This is a genomic window from Paenibacillus sp. G2S3 (assembly GCF_030123105.1).
GTDB lineage: Bacteria > Bacillota > Bacilli > Paenibacillales > Paenibacillaceae > Paenibacillus_AQ.
On sequence record NZ_CP126095.1, the window covers coordinates 4540789 to 4560093 of the forward strand.

The 19305-nt window shown below is 44.4% G+C and carries 12 protein-coding genes; all 12 read right to left on the reverse strand.

Annotated features, from left to right (window positions below; genetic code table 11):
* Nucleotides 1–197: 197 nt before the first annotated feature.
* Complete coding sequence (gene gyrA, locus QNH28_RS19950; RefSeq protein ID WP_283908236.1) at nt 198–2639, reverse strand: DNA gyrase subunit A; 2442 nt, start codon at nt 2637–2639, stop codon at nt 198–200.
* A gap of 254 nt (nt 2640–2893) precedes the next feature.
* Nucleotides 2894–4876 (reverse strand): DNA topoisomerase IV subunit B, encoded by a 1983-nt coding sequence (gene parE / locus QNH28_RS19955; protein WP_283908237.1) that lies wholly within the window; start codon nt 4874–4876, stop codon nt 2894–2896.
* A 168-nt stretch (nt 4877–5044) separates the two neighbouring features.
* Nucleotides 5045–6034 (reverse strand): ABC transporter permease, encoded by a 990-nt coding sequence (locus QNH28_RS19960; protein WP_283908238.1) that lies wholly within the window; start codon nt 6032–6034, stop codon nt 5045–5047.
* The gene (locus tag QNH28_RS19965; RefSeq protein ID WP_283908239.1) at nt 6027–7007 is read right to left on the reverse strand and encodes an ABC transporter ATP-binding protein; all 981 of its coding nucleotides are present in this window, start codon (nt 7005–7007) and stop codon (nt 6027–6029) included. The genes QNH28_RS19960 and QNH28_RS19965 overlap by 8 nt, the downstream gene beginning before the upstream one ends.
* Nucleotides 7008–7115: 108 nt before the next feature.
* Nucleotides 7116–7952 (reverse strand): GDSL-type esterase/lipase family protein, encoded by an 837-nt coding sequence (locus QNH28_RS19970; RefSeq protein ID WP_349655000.1) that lies wholly within the window; start codon nt 7950–7952, stop codon nt 7116–7118.
* Nucleotides 7953–8201: 249 nt separating this feature from the next.
* Nucleotides 8202–8984: a CAP domain-containing protein gene (locus tag QNH28_RS19975; protein ID WP_283908241.1), complete on the reverse strand. Its 783-nt coding sequence runs from the start codon at nt 8982–8984 to the stop codon at nt 8202–8204.
* Nucleotides 8985–9242: 258 nt separating this feature from the next.
* The gene (locus tag QNH28_RS19980) at nt 9243–11207 is read right to left on the reverse strand and encodes a WG repeat-containing protein (RefSeq protein ID WP_283908242.1); all 1965 of its coding nucleotides are present in this window, start codon (nt 11205–11207) and stop codon (nt 9243–9245) included.
* 1197 nt (nt 11208–12404) lie between these two features.
* Complete coding sequence (gene mglC / locus QNH28_RS19985; protein WP_283908243.1) at nt 12405–13412, reverse strand: galactose/methyl galactoside ABC transporter permease MglC; 1008 nt, start codon at nt 13410–13412, stop codon at nt 12405–12407.
* A gap of 52 nt (nt 13413–13464) precedes the next feature.
* Entirely contained in the window at nt 13465–14976 is a 1512-nt protein-coding gene (locus QNH28_RS19990) for a sugar ABC transporter ATP-binding protein (protein ID WP_283908244.1), read from the reverse strand.
* A 144-nt stretch (nt 14977–15120) separates the two neighbouring features.
* Nucleotides 15121–16197: a galactose ABC transporter substrate-binding protein gene (locus QNH28_RS19995; protein WP_283908245.1), complete on the reverse strand. Its 1077-nt coding sequence runs from the start codon at nt 16195–16197 to the stop codon at nt 15121–15123.
* Between the two features lie 257 nt (nt 16198–16454).
* Nucleotides 16455–17477, reverse strand: coding sequence for a substrate-binding domain-containing protein (locus tag QNH28_RS20000; RefSeq protein WP_283908246.1), 1023 nt, complete (start codon nt 17475–17477; stop codon nt 16455–16457).
* A complete protein-coding gene (locus QNH28_RS20005) occupies nt 17474–19303 on the reverse strand; it encodes a sensor histidine kinase (protein WP_283908247.1) in 1830 nt (609 codons plus the stop codon). The genes QNH28_RS20000 and QNH28_RS20005 overlap by 4 nt, the downstream gene beginning before the upstream one ends.
* Between the last annotated feature and the right edge of the window lie 2 nt (nt 19304–19305).

Sequence of the window (19305 nt, forward strand, 5' to 3'; positions counted from 1 at the left end):
CTTCCTTTCCTTGCGGTTCTATCCGGTATAACTACATTTTCGCGAAACAAATTCCATTTCCTGCAAAAGAAGAAAAATAAATCTTCTAAACTGATCAGCGAGAAAATTAAAAAAGGTGCCTAGTCATTTCTCAAGAAGAATTGACTAAGCACCTTGATAAGATATTTTAACAAATCTGTTTATTACTAGTTTTTGTTTTACTTAACTGCTGGGAAAAGATTAACAATCTCATCCTTTTTCTCCACGGGAACAATCTGTTTGCCTGTAGAACGACGTTCTCCAAGTGGTGCAGATTCAGAAGAGAACGTATGATGTGCATTCTCCCGTGTAATTGCATTCAGTTCCAGCGGCTCTCTGCAATAGTAGGCCCCCGCCAATCTGCTGCCATTTGGTCGTACTCGCTTGCCTTCCTTAAATTCAAAGGTTGGCATCCCTTTGCCACCACGACTTTGAGATGGATAATCCACTAGCAGTGAACGCTTCGCATATCCGATATCGGAGATGGAAAGGATCTCACCTTCATCTTCACTAACCCAGAAGGAAGAAATCACCTCATCGCCCTCACGAAGCTGAATGCCTCTTACACCGGATGCAACACGCCCCATAGGATTAACTTCATTCTCATGGAACCTAATACTCATTCCCTCACGAGTCACGAGTACAATGTCCTTGTCATTCGTACTAGTAGCCACTGTAATGATCTCATCCCCATCAGCTACCTTACAGGCTGCTACGGCTCCAGAACGGCTTGTAGAGTATTCCTTGAGCTCTGTACGCTTAACCTGACCTCTGCGGGTGATAAACACTAGACTTTGCTGCGGATCATCAAGATTATTGACCGGAATCACGCTAATGATGCCATCCCCTTTAGACAATCCGATAACGTTAACAATCGCTGTACCAGGTTCTTTCCATTTAAACTCTGGAATCTGATGAACAGGAAGCAAGAAGTACTGTCCCTTGCGCGTAAATACCAATAAACTATCACGGGTATTTACATCAAGCAGCTTGACGATATGATCGCCCTCTTTAACCCCTGAAGTTTGACGTTCACCACCAGAACGGGTAAAGGAAAGCATACTAGTTCGCTTAATATAACCATCAGCTGAAAGTGCAACTAACACTTCCTCCGCGTTCACCAGCGTTTCAAGGCTAACCTTAAGCTCCTCTACTTCGCCTTGGATCAGCGAACGGCGATCGATCCCGTATTTGTCGCGGATCTCCAGTAATTCCTTGCGGATAACAGCTACGAGCTTCTTGTCACTTTCCAATATGCCACGCAGATGTGTAATCTTTGCCATCATTTCATCCAATTCTTTTTGGAGAGAGGTAATCTCCAAATTGGTCAGACGATACAACTGCAAGGTAAGGATGGAATCCGCTTGACGTTCACTGAAGCCGAACATCCACACGAGATTGTTCTGAGCATCCTGCCGGTTCTTCGATGCTTTGATGGCAGCGATGATCTCATCTAGAATATTCAGCGCTTTAACCAAGCCTTCTAAGACATGAGCACGGTCTTCTGCGCGCTCCAGATCAAATTGGGTGCGATGAGTCACTACTTCACGCTGATGCGCGATATAGGCCTCCAGGATGGCTTTAAGACCAAGCTGTTGCGGAGCTTTGTTGACGATCGCCACCATATTGAAGTTATAGGTGATTTGAAGATCGGTTTTTTTGAGCAGATATGCCAAAACGCCTTGGGCATCCGCTTCTTTCTTAAGTTCAACTACAATCCGAAGTCCTTCTCGTCCACTCTCATCACGCACTTCAGCAATGCCATCGATCTTCTTCTCTAACCGAATATTCTCCATGGAGGTAACCAGTCGTGATTTTACAATCTGGAATGGAACTTCTGTAATCACGATTTGTTGCTTGCCGCCACGCATATTCTCGATCTCAGTCTTGGAGCGTAAATAAATACGGCCTTTTCCTGTGCGGTAAGCATCCATAATGCCGTCTCCGCCCATAATAGTGCCGCCTGTAGGGAAATCCGGACCTTTCATAAAGGTCATGATATCTTCAAGCTCAATATCCGGTTTCTGCATCACTGCGATACAAGCATCAATAACCTCACGTAGGTTATGTGGCGGAATCTCAGTGGCAAAACCTGCGGAAATCCCACTCGTGCCATTTACAAGTAGATTCGGATAACGAGAAGGTACAACAACAGGCTCTTTGGCTGTATTGTCAAAGTTGTCCTTAAACAGTACCGTCCGCTTCTCGATATCTCGCATCATCTCCATTGCAATCGGAGATAGCCGCGCTTCTGTATAACGCATTGCCGCAGCTGGGTCATCGTCCATCGAGCCCCAGTTGCCGTGACCGTCAACAAGTACATGCCCCATCTTCCATGGCTGTGCCATACGAACCATACCATCGTAAATCGAGGAGTCACCATGTGGATGGTAATTACCCATTACATCCCCGACGGTTTTGGCTGACTTGCGGTATGGCTTGTCAGGCGTATTGCCAGAATCGTACATCGCATAAAGAATCCGGCGCTGTACAGGCTTAAGTCCATCGCGTACATCGGGAATCGCCCGGTCCTGAATAATATATTTGGAATACCGACCAAAGCGGTCACCGACGACCTCTTCCAGAAAAGCCGGCAAAAATTGTTCTGATAAACTACTCACTTTGCTCACCTTCTGTTCCTCAAACTGCCCGTTTTAAAATAGTGTGATGATTCTCATGAACACTCCAGGGATTTTTGGACTTCCGGTCACTGTTGTTTCCAGATTTTTTGATTATAACCGCTAATTGCGGATAAAATCCGGAAACAAAGGCGAACGCTATCGCTCCTACAGTTCCAAAATTCCCCTACGTTCCAAGAATCACCAAGCTTTTTGAAAATCGGGATTATCGTCACTTGCAGCACTACACACTGCAACTACTCTACAATTTCAGTGAAATCGACATTTTCAACAATCCAACGTTTACGAGGATCGACTTTATCACCCATCAGTGTAGAAACACGACGCTCGGCCTTAGCAGCATCCTCAATCTGCACCTGAAGCAGCGTACGCGACTCTGGATTCATCGTCGTTTCCCATAGCTGATCGGGGTTCATTTCGCCCAATCCTTTATAACGCTGAAGCTCGAAGTTTTTGCCGAATTCCTTTAAATAATTTTGCAGTTCTTCATCACTCCATGCATACCTTACAGTTTCGAGCTTGCCCGTCTTGCGGGTCAGCTTATAAAGCGGTGGCTGGGCGATAAAGACCTTTCCAGCATCTATTAACGGCTTCATATAACGATAGAAAAATGTCAGCAGCAGCACCTGAATATGCGCCCCATCTGTATCCGCATCGGTCATAATGATAATTTTGGAATAATTGCTGTCTTCGACAGTAAAGTCTGGACCAATTCCTGCACCAATCGTGGAAATGATCGCTTTATATTCATCGTTCTTCAGGATATCCAGCAGCTTGGCTTTTTCCGGATTCATCGGTTTTCCTTTTAGCGGCAAGATAGCCTGGATCTTTGAATCACGACCTTGCTTCGCTGATCCACCGGCCGAATCTCCTTCTACGATGAACAGCTCAGTACGTGTAACGTCCTTGGACTGCGCAGGTGACAATTTCCCACCAAGATTCGAGCTCTCGCTACGTTTCTTACCTGTACGGATCTCATCGCGGGCTTTGCGAGCCGCTTCCCGAGCCTTCGAAGCCTGAATCGATTTTTTCAAAAGACTCTGTGCAACCTGTGGGTTTTCTTCCAGGAAACGAGCCATATTCTCAGATACGATGTAGTCTACTGCACTACGAGCAGAAGCACTACCGAGCTGATCCTTCGTCTGTCCAACAAATTCAACCTCGGACATCTTGACACTAATAACAGCCATCATACCTTCGCGCAAATCATTTCCTTCTAAATTCTTATCCTTTTCTTTAAGCAACTGTGTACGGCGGGCATAGTCATTTAACACACGAGTATACGCAGTCTTAAAGCCCGTCTCATGAGTACCCCCGCTACGAGTAGGAATGGAGTTAACGAAAGAAGCCAAGGTTTCCGTATAGCCTCCATTGTACTGAAGAGCCACTTCCACTTCGATATCGTCCTTTTCTGCGCTGAAGTGAATAACATCATGCAGAACATCCTTGCCCTCATTCAGGAATTGTACAAATTGGCTTGCTCCACCCTCGTAAAAGAACTCGTCCTGACGATTGCTCCGCTCATCATGCAGCGTAATACGCAGACCGGAATTCAGAAAGGCAATCTCCTGTACCCGCTCTGCCAGCGTGTCATAATTCAGGGCAATTCCATTTGGAAAGACGCGAATATCCGGTTTAAAAGTAATTTTCGAACCGGTTTTGTTGGTGTTGCCTAGAATTTCAAGGCCCGTTACTGGTTCGCCAACATGCTCTTTCCCCTTCTTGTCCACCCAATATTCAAAACGTTGACGATGGATTTTGCCCTCACGATAAATCTCTACTTCGAGCCATTCAGACAAAGCGTTCGTTACTGAAGCCCCTACGCCATGCAAACCGCCTGATTTCTTGTAACCAGATCCACCGAATTTACCGCCTGCATGTAAAATTGTAAATACAACTTGCGGCGTTGGCACTCCTGTCTTATGCATTCCAGTTGGAATTCCACGGCCGTTGTCAGTCACTGTTACTGAGCCATCTTTGCGAAGTAGTAAGTCAATCTTCGTACAATACTTGGCTAGATGCTCATCCACAGCATTATCTACAATTTCCCATACTAGATGATGTAGTCCCGAAGAACTTGTACTGCCGATATACATGCCAGGTCGTTTGCGTACTGCAACCAGACCTTCGAGCACTTGAATGTCGTCAGCATCGTATCCAGTACGGCCATTCTCGCCGTTATTAGAAACTTCAGCAAACATATCGATCTGTTCGAGCATTCATGCTCCTCCTTCTTTTCTCTATACTAAAGCATTAGCGCCTTCGGCGTCCTCATAAGGACGGTAAGCCTTTTAGCGAGAAACATAAGATATAAAGTATAGGTGCAAAACTTATACGTTCTTATATTTCTAAAAATGCAAACAAACGTTTTCGTCACTTTGTACATTCTAATTCAAAATATCCCTTTTCGTAAAGACGGCGAATGAAATGATCACCGAAACAGCCCCCCATACTGCCAGCACAGCCATAGAAAATGACAAGGACATCCCCTCTATGGGTGCGGGAGTTCCTGACAAATAGCCGGTCAGTCCAAGATTTACCATAAATAAATATTTCGCTGTTGTCCAGGCTGAAGCCATATTGGTCAAAATATTCCCAGCTATCAGCGCTGCCATCATGACCACTATACTAGCAGCAGTGCTCCTTACAAGTACAGAGATCATAAAAGCAAGCAGGGCAACTACGACGCTTACGAACCAGACCAATCCACCTTGCATAAGCATGTATTTCCACTGTGGTACTGCATGTACAGTAGACATATCCACCGAGTCTCCACTGATCTTAAAGCCTGTAAAGACAGGGATATTAAAGCCCTTATATCCAAAAGCCAGACCAGAGATCAGGTAGCTGATCACAAATGTGGAGAGTACGATGAGTGAGACAAACATAAGCAATGCCGCCAATTTGCTAAACAAGATTTTCCAGCGCTTAACCGGCCTTGTCAGCAGCATTTTGATTGTCCCTGTAGTTCGCTCTGCAGAGACTAAGTCCGAGGCTACCGCCATTATAAGCAGCGGAATAAATAAAGTAACCGAATTATCCATAAACTCACGGGTAAAGGTAACGCCGCTCGGCTCATTCGGATTCACATCATGGTGAAGGTAATATTGAAGCTGCTGTACAAATATTCGCCGATAAGTCTTCCATTCCTCTGGAATTCGGTCACTGCCTAATGAATTTTGATTATCAATGATCTGCTGCTGGATCTCCAAGCGCCAATCGGAGTTGAATTTATCTCGGCTACGCTCAGCTGAGCGCATTTGAGCGTAGGTGAACATAGGCACCAGAACAATCAGAATCAGCAGTATAACATAAAACCGTTTCTTTTTAATGATTTTTAAACATTCATTACGGATTAGCGGAAGCATATTATTCAACGTTCTCACCCTCCGTTAGTTTCAAGAATAGCTGTTCCAGTGTCGGATTGATTTTATGCACAGCCCTAACTTCGATTTCAGCAGTCACCATGACTGCCACAATCTCGGGGATCAAATCCTGATCCATAATCGTGATTAAAGAACTCGGTCCCATACCAGCAATAATAGAATCATCCAAGGTAACGTCTTCCAGATTCTGAATCTGAATATCTGTGCGCTCAGCCAGTATTCCCCGAGCTTCAGCAAAAGGCTCCAGCTCCCAAAGAACATACGGCGAATTTCGAGCGATCAGCTCATCTACCGCACCTACCGCCAATACACGCCCTTTACTAATAATCGCTACACGGTCACAGAGAAGCTGAATTTCGCTAAGTAAATGGCTCGATACAAATACCGCCAAACCCTCATCAGCCAGCTTACGTATAAACTCTCTTAACTCCTTAATGCCTTTAGGATCAAGGCCATTTGTAGGCTCGTCCAAAATAAGCAGACGCGGACGTCCGAGAAGCGCTTGCGCTATACCAAGACGTTGTCTCATCCCAAGTGAATATGTACTTACCTTATCATGGATTCGTTGATCTAAACGAACGATATCTACAACTTCGCTAATACGTGCATTATCTATACCAGGCTGCATGCGGGCAAAATGCTGTAAATTCTCCCATCCCGTCAAATAAGTATATACCTCAGGGTTCTCAACGATAGAGCCAACAAATTGCAATGCCTTTTCCGGATTTCGGTTCACATTGTAACCACATACCGTAATCTTGCCCTCGCTGGGACGAATCAAATCGACAAGCATTCGAATCGTAGTTGTTTTCCCAGCTCCATTGGGCCCGAGGAAGCCAAAAATCTCTCCTTCTCTCACATCAAACGTTACATCATCTATAATCCACTTTCGCCCTATTTTTTTCCGAACCCCGTCAACAGACAAGACGACCGGGCTCGATTCTCCACTGTTCGCTTTTGTCATATTCTGCTTAGCTCCTTGTTACTGTCATTTCCTCGGCTAGTACTTGCTCAAAGGATATTCTATCTAACACACATCATCTTCCTTAGAAAACTGGCTCTCACCTGTCTTCTAATGTATAGCCTGAATGAATCGCTCTCCGATTCGCTGATATCCATCCCCATTCGGATGAAAATGATCGGTTGATAAGTATTTGTCCAAATGCTTGTTAAACAAGTCGAAGGTAGGAACCAGGGTCATGTTGCTGTGTTTATTAATAATATCCATTGCCGCATTATTCCACTTCGCTACCGCCTGATTACCTGGTAGAAGTAGATCTGGTATATCTCCAAAGGGGTTATATAGCCCCATATAATAAATTTGAGCATTCGGATTGATCTCATTGATCTTCTCCAGAATCTTACCTAATCTGCCTGCTGCTTCTGGAAGGGCTGCTAACAACGACTCTGGAGTCAGCTCTTGATCGGTCGTGGATTCACTCTGAAGTGCTCCACTATTCTGCAAAATATTCGAGTCCTTGAATAAATCATTCCCTCCGATCGAGAGCAGAATGACATTCGCCAAGTGCAGCGCGTAATCCACACCATCTTCATCCAGCTTGCTTTGCAGTCCTGTAGTGGTTAAACCATTGATCCCCATATTTCCTAATAACTCAACTTCGATACCTTTAGCGGATAAACCACTAACCATACGCTTAACAAATCCATCTCCGCTGTTATCACCAGTTCCCTTGGCTAGCGAATCTCCAAGAGCAACAACTTTGAGCTTCTTAACCGTCTCCGTCGCTGGAGCGGCTGTTTGCTGCGGTAAGTTGGTCCCTGACGCTTCTCCAACCGGATAGATAATGTCTCTGACCGCATAAACTAAACCTACAATTAGAATTATTGTTGTTACTATGGAAATCAGGCTGACCGTGCGCCATGTCCACTTTGAATCATTCAAAGCCATCCCTCCGTGTGCCGTTCTATTATGTATTGTTCCACATTTTACAAAGATCTTAACTATGTACATAAACATAAATCTTCCATACCGGTTTTGCAAATGTCTAAAATAGAAATAAATCCTGCTACTCCGCTTATTTAAGCCAAAAATGGATACGAAAATTCTCAAAAAAATTTAGCTATTAAAGTTCCAGTACAAAAAAACGTTCCCCGATTTTCATCGAAGAACGCTTGATTGCAGTAATAGTTATTCCACTTATTTACCAATAAATTCTTGAACCCAATAGTTATTGTCATACCCTACACCGATATAATTGAAGTTAGCATTCAAAATATTAGCTTTGTGACCAGGACTATTCATCCAGGCTTTCATTACTTCTTCTGGTGTTTTTTGACCCATAGCGATGTTCTCGCCTGCAGCGTTATAAGTGATTCCAAAGGATTTCATCATGTCAAATGGTGAACCATACGTAGGTGAAGTATGTGAGAAATAGTTATTAGTGCGCATATCCGTAGCTTTTGTAGCAGCTACTTTGTGAAGGCTGTCCAAACCAGAAACGGGCTTCAGACCAGCTGCTGCACGTTCTTTATTTACCAGCGTTACGATTTGTTGAACATAAGTTCCTTTGTTACTCACAGCACCTGTATTAGGTGTAGTCTCTGTAGGTTTAGTTACTGGCTTCGTTACAATAGTCGTATCCGAAGGCTTCGTTACAGTAGTCGTATCCGAAGGCTTAGTTACTGGCTTCGTTACAGTAGTCGTGTCCGAAGGCTTTGTAACAGGAGCTCCGGTGGATGTATCTTTATTTGGAACCGTTCCTGTTTGAGGCTTGGACACCACGATTGTGCTATTAAAAATAGGGAACCCCTGTAGGTTAGCTTGTTTTAAATATTGTAAAACTTGCTCATAGCTTGTACCTGATTTAATTACTGTTACTTGAGTGGAGGCTGCATTCGCTTCGAGTGGAAGAGAAATACTAAGTGCCATAACAGCTGCTACACTACCACCAATAATTGCTCTTAATCTCTTGTTCTTCATTCTGCCATCTCCTCTTTCTTGTGTGTAATATACGTTTCTGCATAGAGTGACCAGCTACAAATGTTACAAAGTTGTAATTTGTTCCTCAGTCATTGTAGCATAAATCTATCAGCTGTGCTCTTCTAATTTTTAACATTTAATAGTCTTGATTGTAAGTTTTCTGAATCTGAATGCCTTCGCTTTTCGCGGTAAAAAGCACAAAAAAGTCGCCATTCCCGGGAGAACAGCAACTTCTGTATGCTTATGGATATCGGACGATTAGTGAAATGACTGCCAAAATTCTCCCTCAGTAGAGATAAGTCCCATAATTTCTGCATAAGGAATACGGAAAGTAGGAAAACCCGCAACATAAGGAGCAATCTCATAAGGTGCAAAATAAAGATACAACGCTTCATTATCTACAAAGAAAGGCTGATCCGATGTAATTCCTTTATACGTGTCCGGAAAAACATAGGAGTATTGGGGGTCATTCTCGATCTGCTTGCCTACGATTTTACTTAGCTTCTCCACGTATCTACTTCCTGGCTTAAACAGATCACCTAGCTTATAGAACCTTCCGTTACGTAGATTAGTATGTGTATAGATTTTGGTAGGCATGCCGTGGGCTGCTCCAAAAGGATAACGGTAACCTGTTAACTCCAGCACAAGCAGGTTTTTACGGAAGAAGGACACTGAAAAATCACCATTATAACTGAAATCCTGTGTTGCTCCGCCACTACCAGCATCTTCAGCGAGTGACAGCTTGCGCAGTTTATCATTTACCTCTCTCGAAACTTCCGCACTGGCAATTCCCTCAACAACCGGATAATAAACTAGGTAATCTCGGTTCGGTTTGTACTTCTTCTCCACTACGGAATACGGAGGTCTCAGTGGAATGACTCCATTTTGCCTCCAAATTTGCTTTCCTTGACGGTCATAATAAGCTGTACGTTGATCTATATCTGCTCTAATTAAACGCCCGCTGAGAGTAAGTGTGCCGGTCCCTTGAATAACTGGAGGCTGTGCTGCTCTTTTTCCAGTTCGATCTATAAAATAGGTCTCCTTAGCATCATACACAGACGCCAGTCCGTCCTGATAATTATTCACACCAAGCAGGGTATGATTGCTCAAAATCGCTCCTGTCTCTGCATCAGCGATAATGTAGCGTGAGCCGCGATAAGGCTGATTAGGGAACACTGGCGTTCCTATGGCCACTCTACCTTCACCAAGTTGGAGCACTTCATAATATTTTGCAGGGATAATCATTTTTCCTTGTTTATCAATCAGCCCGTAGGCGTTACCATAATTCTCAGCGGTATTCACCACCGCACGACCTTCCGAAAAAGGTAAAGCAGAAGTGAATTGTGGCTGAATAGCTACCGTCCCATCCGTATTTAAATAGCCGTACTTACCGTTCTCAGTCGCTTGATAAGAGAGCAGCCCATCACCCGGACTCCCTACGAAAGGATGATTGTACGTATGCAGGATATTCCCCTCAGGGTCAATGAGCGCATACTCCCCCTCCTTTATCTTGACCAAAGCCATACCATTCATAAAATCATTGGCATCTACATAAATTGCAGGCAAAACCTCTTTGCCTTGCGCATCTACATACCCATATAGCGATTGACCACCCGTTGTATTTTGTTTTGAAAATAATGCAAGTCCCTCATGCAAGGAGTTCAGATAATCATAACGGGCTGGAGTCACCTCTTTACCTTTTTCATCGATAAATGTGTACCCCTTCGCATCAGATACTACTGCGCGTCCTTCCGAAAAAGGGCCAATGAACGAGTAAATGGGCTTCACGCGCTCCCGTCCAGAGCTGTCGATCAGTCCGCTAATGTTTTTTCGCTGTACAACTGCTAGCCCATTCTTCTGAAAATCCTCAGCATATTCGTATCTAGGTTCAATCTGAGCACGACCTTCGTCGTTAATATATCCCCAGAGCGTACCCTCTTTGAGATTAAAAGGTGCCGGATGAAGCCCAGTATTCCTTAATTCGTCGTCAACCCACTCCGGTAATAGATACGGCGTCTCATAAGGCTTATTGGAGTAATCTACACGATATAATCCCGCCTCTGCTGGAATCGTAACGAATAGCTCCTCTTCTGTGCGTATGAAATCTTCTTCTTGCTGCGTAATATATTCGTTCCAGCCAATCCCGTCCCATCTCCATACATCCGCTTGTAGCGGCCCGTTGTCATTCCCTTTCCCCAGCTCATTCAACCTAATCCTTAACATCCAGTCGCTCCCCTTTAACAAAGGCATTTGCCTATAGAATATGGGAGAATGTTGGTTTATGTGATTTTGATCTTTTAGATGTGGGAGGAAGGTGAAAACGCATCAAGCGAGTTAGGTGTGTCGATACTGGTTGCACGGTGGGGTTAGGTGGGGGCAAAGACTGGTGGCATGGCAGGTGAAGGGGATGTGATGCTGCGGGGATTCGTGTGACTCCTGGGATTTGTGGGATGCGTGTGAGTATGGTAGGGCTGCGAGGAAGTTTTGGGGTACAAGGGAAAATTTCGGTTCGTGGGGTGCGGAGGTTATGACAAGGCGAGGCGGGGAGATTTGCGGGGGCTATTGTCGAAGCGTACTTGGATCGGGGTGTGGAGTAACATAGGAGCCGTTGAGTTAATAAGGGAGTGTGATTGAGGATGGCGGTTTGTGCTGAGCGTTGGCTCAGCGAACGAAACGTTGCTCCTATCGCTGTTGTCTCCAAATTTATTGATTTGTACCACACACGCGTTAAAGTATGAAGAGAAGAACGAACGCTACCACTTGCACGCAATCATGCCGTTCTCTCAGCTGCTATTAACGTTTTTCGTCAACTCAGACTCACCACGATTTCAAGGCTGTGATACCTCTTAATCCTTCACGTTGCTCCTATCGGTTAATTCTAGAGCATTTATGCCCTTCTTTCTTCATGCTTCCGCTTCAAATAGCTCAATTCAGCTGATTCTACGGGATCTATACCGTTCATTTACCACCTACTTCAAATCATGACATGTGCAAATGTCTGCATTCAATTTAGGTTGGTCTTAGCCGTGGCTAAGTCGGTGTAGGACTATCGGCGGTAGTAGGGGATAATGTAGGGGCGATGTTGTTGTAACAGTGTTGGTTGTGACGGTGTTAGTTGTGCAGAGTTGTTGTAGCAGTGTTAGTGGTTAGTTTTTACCCGTCACTTTTTCGGAGCGAAGCAATCGAAACAGACATGCCAAAAAAAACGTTTGCGATAACTAGCAAACGCTTTTTCTGCCCTACCCCAGCGAGGTGACAAGGATAACGGAGGGAAATTTTGGAGCTGTAGAAACGAAGTGGTCGCCTTTGTTCTCAGATTCCAACCGCTACCGCGGTATCAATCAAGGAATCTGAGAACAACAGCGATCGTAAGCCCAATATTCCCCGGAGTTAGCCCTTAATCACCACGCGACCACGCTACTACTTCTTCGAAGAGTACTTCCGCATATCAAATGCAACCGCGGCTATAATAATCAAACCTTTGATAATCAACTGATAGTACGGGCTAATGCCGATAAAGGTCAGACCGTAGTTAATGAGAGTAAAGATAATAACCCCCACCAGAACACCCGGCACAGTACCGATACCCCCGGTTGTAGATACGCCACCAACTACACAAGCTGCAATGGCATCAAGCTCATACATATTACCGTAGTTATTAGTTGCTCCACCTGTTCTAGCAGCTTCCAGAACGCCTGCCAGACCATAAAGCGCACCAGCAATAGCATAGATATAAATCAGGTTCTTTGAAACATCGATACCGGATACTTTAGCCGCCTGCATATTTCCGCCAATCGCATACATGTTCTTACCCAGCTTGGTTTTATTGAATACCACCCACACAATGGCGGCGACCGCCAGGGCTATGAGAACAATGTATGGCACTGAATATTGGCCGCTCCCGATAAATCCGGAGCCGATCTTGGTGAAATCAGGACGCAGACCGCCGATTGGCTGGGACTGGTTCGGGTCCATATCGAAGTACAGGGAGTTCAGCCCGTACACGATGAGCATTGTACCCAGGGTAGCGATAAATGGCGGAACGTGAAGCTTGGAAACGACAATACCATTTATAAGTCCACAGAGAAGACCAGCAACGATAGCAATAAGGATTGGAAGCCATACTTCCACTTGTGGAAGATCCGGAAAAAACCGACGGGAATAGTCTGGAATTTGCAGCATCGAAGCGGAGATAACCGCCGTAAAACCAACCACTCGTCCAGCGGACAAGTCAGTACCTGCCGTAATAAGGATAAAGGCAACCCCAAGCGCGATGATAACGCGTGTAGACGACTGAATCAGTACGTCACGCAGGGTGTTGATGGACATAAAGTTTGGATCATATATGATGATTCCCATAATCAGCAGTACCAGCACGATGTAAATTGCGTTTTGAGTCACAAAGGATTGAGCTTTTTTAACGTTCATTAGTAGTGATCCCCCTTAAAATTACGCAAGCATATTCTCCTATCCGCACTCCTTAATGCTGTGCAGCGAGACGCATAACTTCGGTTTCCGTAGCTTGCTCGCCTTCTAATATTCCTGTAAGTCGTCCTTCCGACATGACCATTACACGGTCAGACATTCCGAGCAGCTCCGGCATTTCAGAGGAGATCATAATGATACTTTTCCCTTGCTGGGCCAAGTCGGCAATTATGGAGTAAATCTCGAATTTAGCCCCTACGTCGATACCACGGGTCGGCTCGTCCAGAAGCAGGATTTCGGGCTCAGTAAGCAGCCATCTAGCGAGTAGCACCTTTTGCTGATTACCACCAGAAAGATTCATGATCAGCGTTTTGGTTGTAGGTGTTTTAGTTCGTAATTTTTCAATCATTTTATCTACTTCAACTTTTTTCTTCTTGCTATTCAGCAGGAGGTACGGTTTTTGGTAACGATGGAGATTAGCAATCGCACCATTCTCATGGACAGATAAAACTGGGAAGATACCGGTTACACGACGCTCTTCGGTAAGCAAAGCCATTCCGTGTTTCTTAGCATCTTTCGGAGAATTGATAGTAACCACTTTGCCTTTAATAGAGATCGTTCCGGATTTCAAGGCTCGCAAACCGAACAACGCCTCAATTACTTCAGTTCTCTGGGCACCTACCAGCCCCCCAACACCAAGGACCTCTCCACGTCTTAATTCGAAAGACACATCTTTAAAAGATCTTTCCTCAGGCGAGGTTAACCCTTCCACCTTCATGTATACTTCGCCAGGTACGTTGAAGCGTTCAGGGAACCGGCTGGTCAAATCGCGGCCCACCATTTTGGAAATGATAATATCTGTAGTTAATTCCTCCGCTGGCCAGGTTCCGATTTTTTTACCGTCACGCATAATAGTAACTTCGTCAGAGATTGCAAGTATCTCTTCCATTTTGTGAGATATATAGATAATAGCTACGCCTCTACTTCTAAGATCCCGTATGATCCGGAATAAATGTTCCACCTCCACACTGGTTAGAGAAGAAGTGGGTTCATCCATTACAATAACTCGGGAGTGAAAAGAGACAGCCTTCGCAATTTCAATGGATTGGATTTTGGATACGGAAAGCTTACCCACTAAAGTCTCAGGATTCAGATCGATATCCAGATCTTTGAACAAATTTTCCGTGTCAGTGAACATTTTCTTATGGTCAATAAACTGAATCGGTCCGATTCCCTTCGTTGGAAAACGTCCTAGCCAGATATTCTCCATAACACTTCGGAACGGCACGGGATGCAGCTCCTGGTGAATCATTGAGATACCGCTTTTTAACGCATCATTAGAACTGCTGATAGAAGCCTTCTCGCCATCCAAAAAGATCTCACCGGCGTCCGGTGAATAAATACCAAAGAGACATTTCATGAGTGTAGACTTACCGGCACCATTCTCACCCATAAGTGCATGCACCGAACCCGGTCTTACTTTTAAACTAACATCGTCCAGCGCTTTAACGCCGGGAAATTCTTTTGTAATGTTGTTCATTTCCAGCAAAAACTCAGCTTTTTCCATGTTGTTACGCCCCCTACGCTTTTTTTCTTTTTTATGAGAGGCACAGCGGTTTCATCCTGTTCCCTGCCTAAAAGAAATACCGAGGAGCGGTTATCCGCTCCCCGATGTGTCAAATGATCATGAATAACTCTATAGCCGAAGTAATTACTTAGCGTCAGCTATGTTGTCTTTCGTAATCTTTTTGTAGGAAATCCATACGTATTGGTTGTCAGTAATATCAAAACCTACATTGTCTTTCGAAGGCGTTTCGCCTTTAGCAAGCAGAGCAGCAACTGTGATAGCCGCTTTACCTTGGTTATTCGCATCATTCAGCACTGTACCGAGCATTGTTCCATCTTCCAGCGCTTGAATCGCAGGAGCCGTTGCATCCACACCTACTACCGGCATGAATTTGTCACCCGTAAAGTAGCCAGAAGCTTTCAGAGCTTCAATTGCACCGAGGGCCATATCATCGTTGTTAGCAAGAACCGCTTCAATTTTGTCGCCGTGGGAGCCAAGGAATGCAGCCATTTTTTCTTGTCCTTTTACGCGATCCCACATTGCTGTATCTTCAGCCAGCTTCTCTACCTTGATTCCTGCATCTTCGATAGCTTGAATAGAGTAAGTAGTACGAAGCTCAGCATCTTGGTGTCCTGGTTCACCTTTCAGCATTACATATTGGAGAACCCCGTCGCCGTTCTTATCCGCTTCAGGATGTGCTTTCCAGTAGTCAACAATCAGTTGACCGGACATTGTACCGGACTCTTCTGCTTTCGCACCTACATAATAAACTTTATCCCATTTCTTCATATCTTCAGGAAGCGGTTCACGGTTAAGGAATACCACTGGAATGTTTGCTGTTTTTGCTTTTTCGATAATGACGCCAGCAGCTGTACGGTCAACTGGGTTAATCAGCATCCCGTTATATTTTTTAGTGATGAATAAGTCAACCTTGTCATTTTGTGTTGGTTGTGAATTTTGGCTATCTACGATATCTACTGTAGCGATGCCTTTAGCGGCACTATCGATTGCGTTACGAACACCTGTCATAAAGGTATCGTCAAATTTGTAAATGGCGACCCCAACTTTAGGCGTTTCTGTTGTAGTGCCCGAGTTCTCAGTCTTTGGAGCGTTAGTTGCCTTGTCTGCAGCATTATCTGTAGTTTTGTTGTTGCCACCACAGCCTGTCAGAGCAGCACCCAGCAAAGCACTAGCTAATAGAACGGAAGTGATTTTTTTCATTATTCATTGACCTCCTATTTATACTTCTTTTTTTGTTTGCCCCTGATCGTCTCGGGTACATCCATATTATGCCTCACCTGAAAACGCTTGCGAATATAAAATCCTACTCATTACTATAAAAATTCTAATGAACACATAAAGAAATATAAGGATGATTTTCATTAAAAATTTATACTTTCTTATACTCTAAAAAAACGAATACCGCTCCATTCAAGGATGGTATCCGTTTCACGAAACATAAACGCACAAAATAGCTCCTATCTAACAAACGGAAATAACAGCTTTTGATTCTCAGGCCACAGCATATTGTCCAAATCAATTAGTTTTGTTCCTGTGTCGACGCGTTCTGGTACATCGATACCTTCAATCACTTCAACGGCATGTTTTACAGCCAAATACCCGTTGCTAAAAGGATTTTGGATCACTGTTGCTTGAACAGTACCGTCCTGCAGCAATTCCATCATGGAGGGGGAGCTATCAAAGGCTACCATTTTTATATTTTGCAGCCCCCGACTTTGGATAGCCATTGCCGCCCCCTGTGAAGCAGTCTCATTCAGGCTCGCGATTCCTCGAAGATTCGGATGCTTCAGCAGCATCAGTTGCGTAAGATCTTCTGCATCCTTAATACTGGAAGTCGTGTATGAAATCTCAACCACCTGTATATTCGGATAACGGGCAGTGTAATTTAAAAATCCCTTCTCCCGCTCCTCCGCGTCTCTTGCACCGTATTCAATACCGTTAGAAGACTCCAGCTTCTCGCTCTGTGTTGAATTGGTGAAGTTAATAATGCCCACCTCGCCGTATCCTTTTAACAGCTTGATCAATCGTTCTGCAGATTTTTGACCCGCCTCATAGCCGTTCGAGCCAATATATGTCCTTACTCTTGCTGAACCTACTTCCGCATCTACGGATATCACAGGGATTTTGGAATAAGCTGCCTGATCTACAACCTGCGCAAGCCCCATGTAACTACTTGCAGCTAAAATAATCACGTCTGCTTTTTCTTTTATGGAGTCCTGCACCATTTTTACCTGTTCTGCGATGTCACTCTCGGAGTCCGGAGCTTTGAAGGTTAATTTGACGTTGAATTCCTGTGCCGCAGCCTCTGCTCCCAATTTAACCGTATTCCAGTAATCGCCCCTGTTCATTTTCACAATGAGGTGAATATTACGGGTCTTATTTGTATTGATGTAATTGGGCGCTGAATTAAAACAAGAGGTAACGGTAGTCCATAACACCGCACACATTAACAAGGTTAGCCAAAAACGAAAGGTTTTCATGACGATGTCTCATCCTCCTTAAGCCCTTCATTGCCTTCGCCTTTTGCAAGTGCCGGGAAGATAAGGGTAACCGTAGTGCCTTCTTCAATTTCACTTTCAAAAGACAGACCATATTCACGCCCATAGTACAATTCAATACGCTCGTTCACATTTCTTACGCCTACCCCTGAACCACTCATACTCTTACTGCCACCTGTCAAAATAACCTTCATAGTCTCCTTGGACATTCCTAGTCCATTATCACTAATCCGTATGAGGACAAGGTTCTCCTTCAGTTCTGCTTGGATAGAGATAAAGCCTTCATCAGGCATCATTTCTATTCCGTGATACAAGGCATTCTCTACAATTGGCTGCAAAATCAGCTTAATCGTCTGACACTGCAGCACTTCATCCTGTGCAATGATCTCGTAGCGGAATTTATTTTTGAAACGAAAGCTCTGAATGACGAGATAATGACGAATATGATCTAGCTCTTCCTGCACGGTAATCATATTATTCCCTTTGCTTAGACTAATCCGGAAAAACTTAGATAAAGACTGAATCATTGTAACGACCTCCTCCGTCTTACCACGTTCAGCAAGCCGGATCACAGAGTTCAAGGTATTGTACAAGAAGTGTGGATTGATCTGGGATTGCAGAACTTCAAGCTCACCCTTACGTTTCGTCTCTTGTTCATAAATAATTTGATCCATCAATTGACGAATACGCTGCAGCATGAGGTTAAACCGTTTGGACAACTGCTCTACTTCATACGCGCCACTCACATCGATTCGAGTATTAAGATCCCCTTCACCTACCTGCTGAAGTGTCCGTTCCAGCTTACGGATGGGACGGGCAATTCGCGCAGACAAGAAGACAGATACGATAATTACACATAAAATAACTACCGCTAAGAACCAGGATAAAAAGGTGTTCAGATCACGCTTGGTAGTCACGATCTCATCATAATAAGCAACACCTACTATTTTCCACCCGGTCTGTTTTAGCGTACGTACTGTAATAAATCGTTTTTCACCTGTAGACTCATCCAAATAGCTACGATAAGCATATTCCAATACCGGCTCCACATTCTCATACTTTAAACCAGCATAAATAAGCTGCTGCTGCGGATGATACACGATGTTGCCTAATTGATCGAGAATGTAAGCGTATCCTCTTTTACCAAGCTTAACCTGCTTGCTCAGCTCATCTATGGTGCGAAAGTTAAAATCCATCAGGAGGATACCCGTTTTTAGTACTCCATTTTCCTGATATTGAATGAGTTTACTGATCGACACGACCCAAATGTATTGACCTTTAAACAAGTTCTGAATATGGGGCGCTGAATAGGAGATCTCCGATGTTCTTTTGGCCGTAGTAAACCAACTCTGAGTTTCTAACTGTGTGTTGCTGCGCAGCTTCTGTCCTGCTGTACCCACGACGTATTTCCCCTGAGGAGTAAAAACCGCTGCAGAAACCAGATCCTCTCTACTTCCCATTAACATCGCCATTCTTTCCATCAGTAAAGCGGAGTCCACGGAGGGACTATTCGTGATTTGATCTTCTGCGGTTTCAAAAATATTTCGCATACCTTTAACATAAAGCTCCAAATTATAGTTCACTTGCTCAATAATCTGCTGCATATTCATATTGGCATTTTCTTCTGCTGTCTTCGCAAACTTGTTATACAGCATAAGACTAACAACGACGGCTACTAGAACGGCAACGGATGTAAAAGTGAGCGTAATTGTCACTTGAATGCTCCGCAGCTTGGAGGACAATCGACGTTTCCCCCCTTTGGGATGCTGCGGCCGCAGTCGAAAAGAATAGGACTTTTCTTGCCGCATGA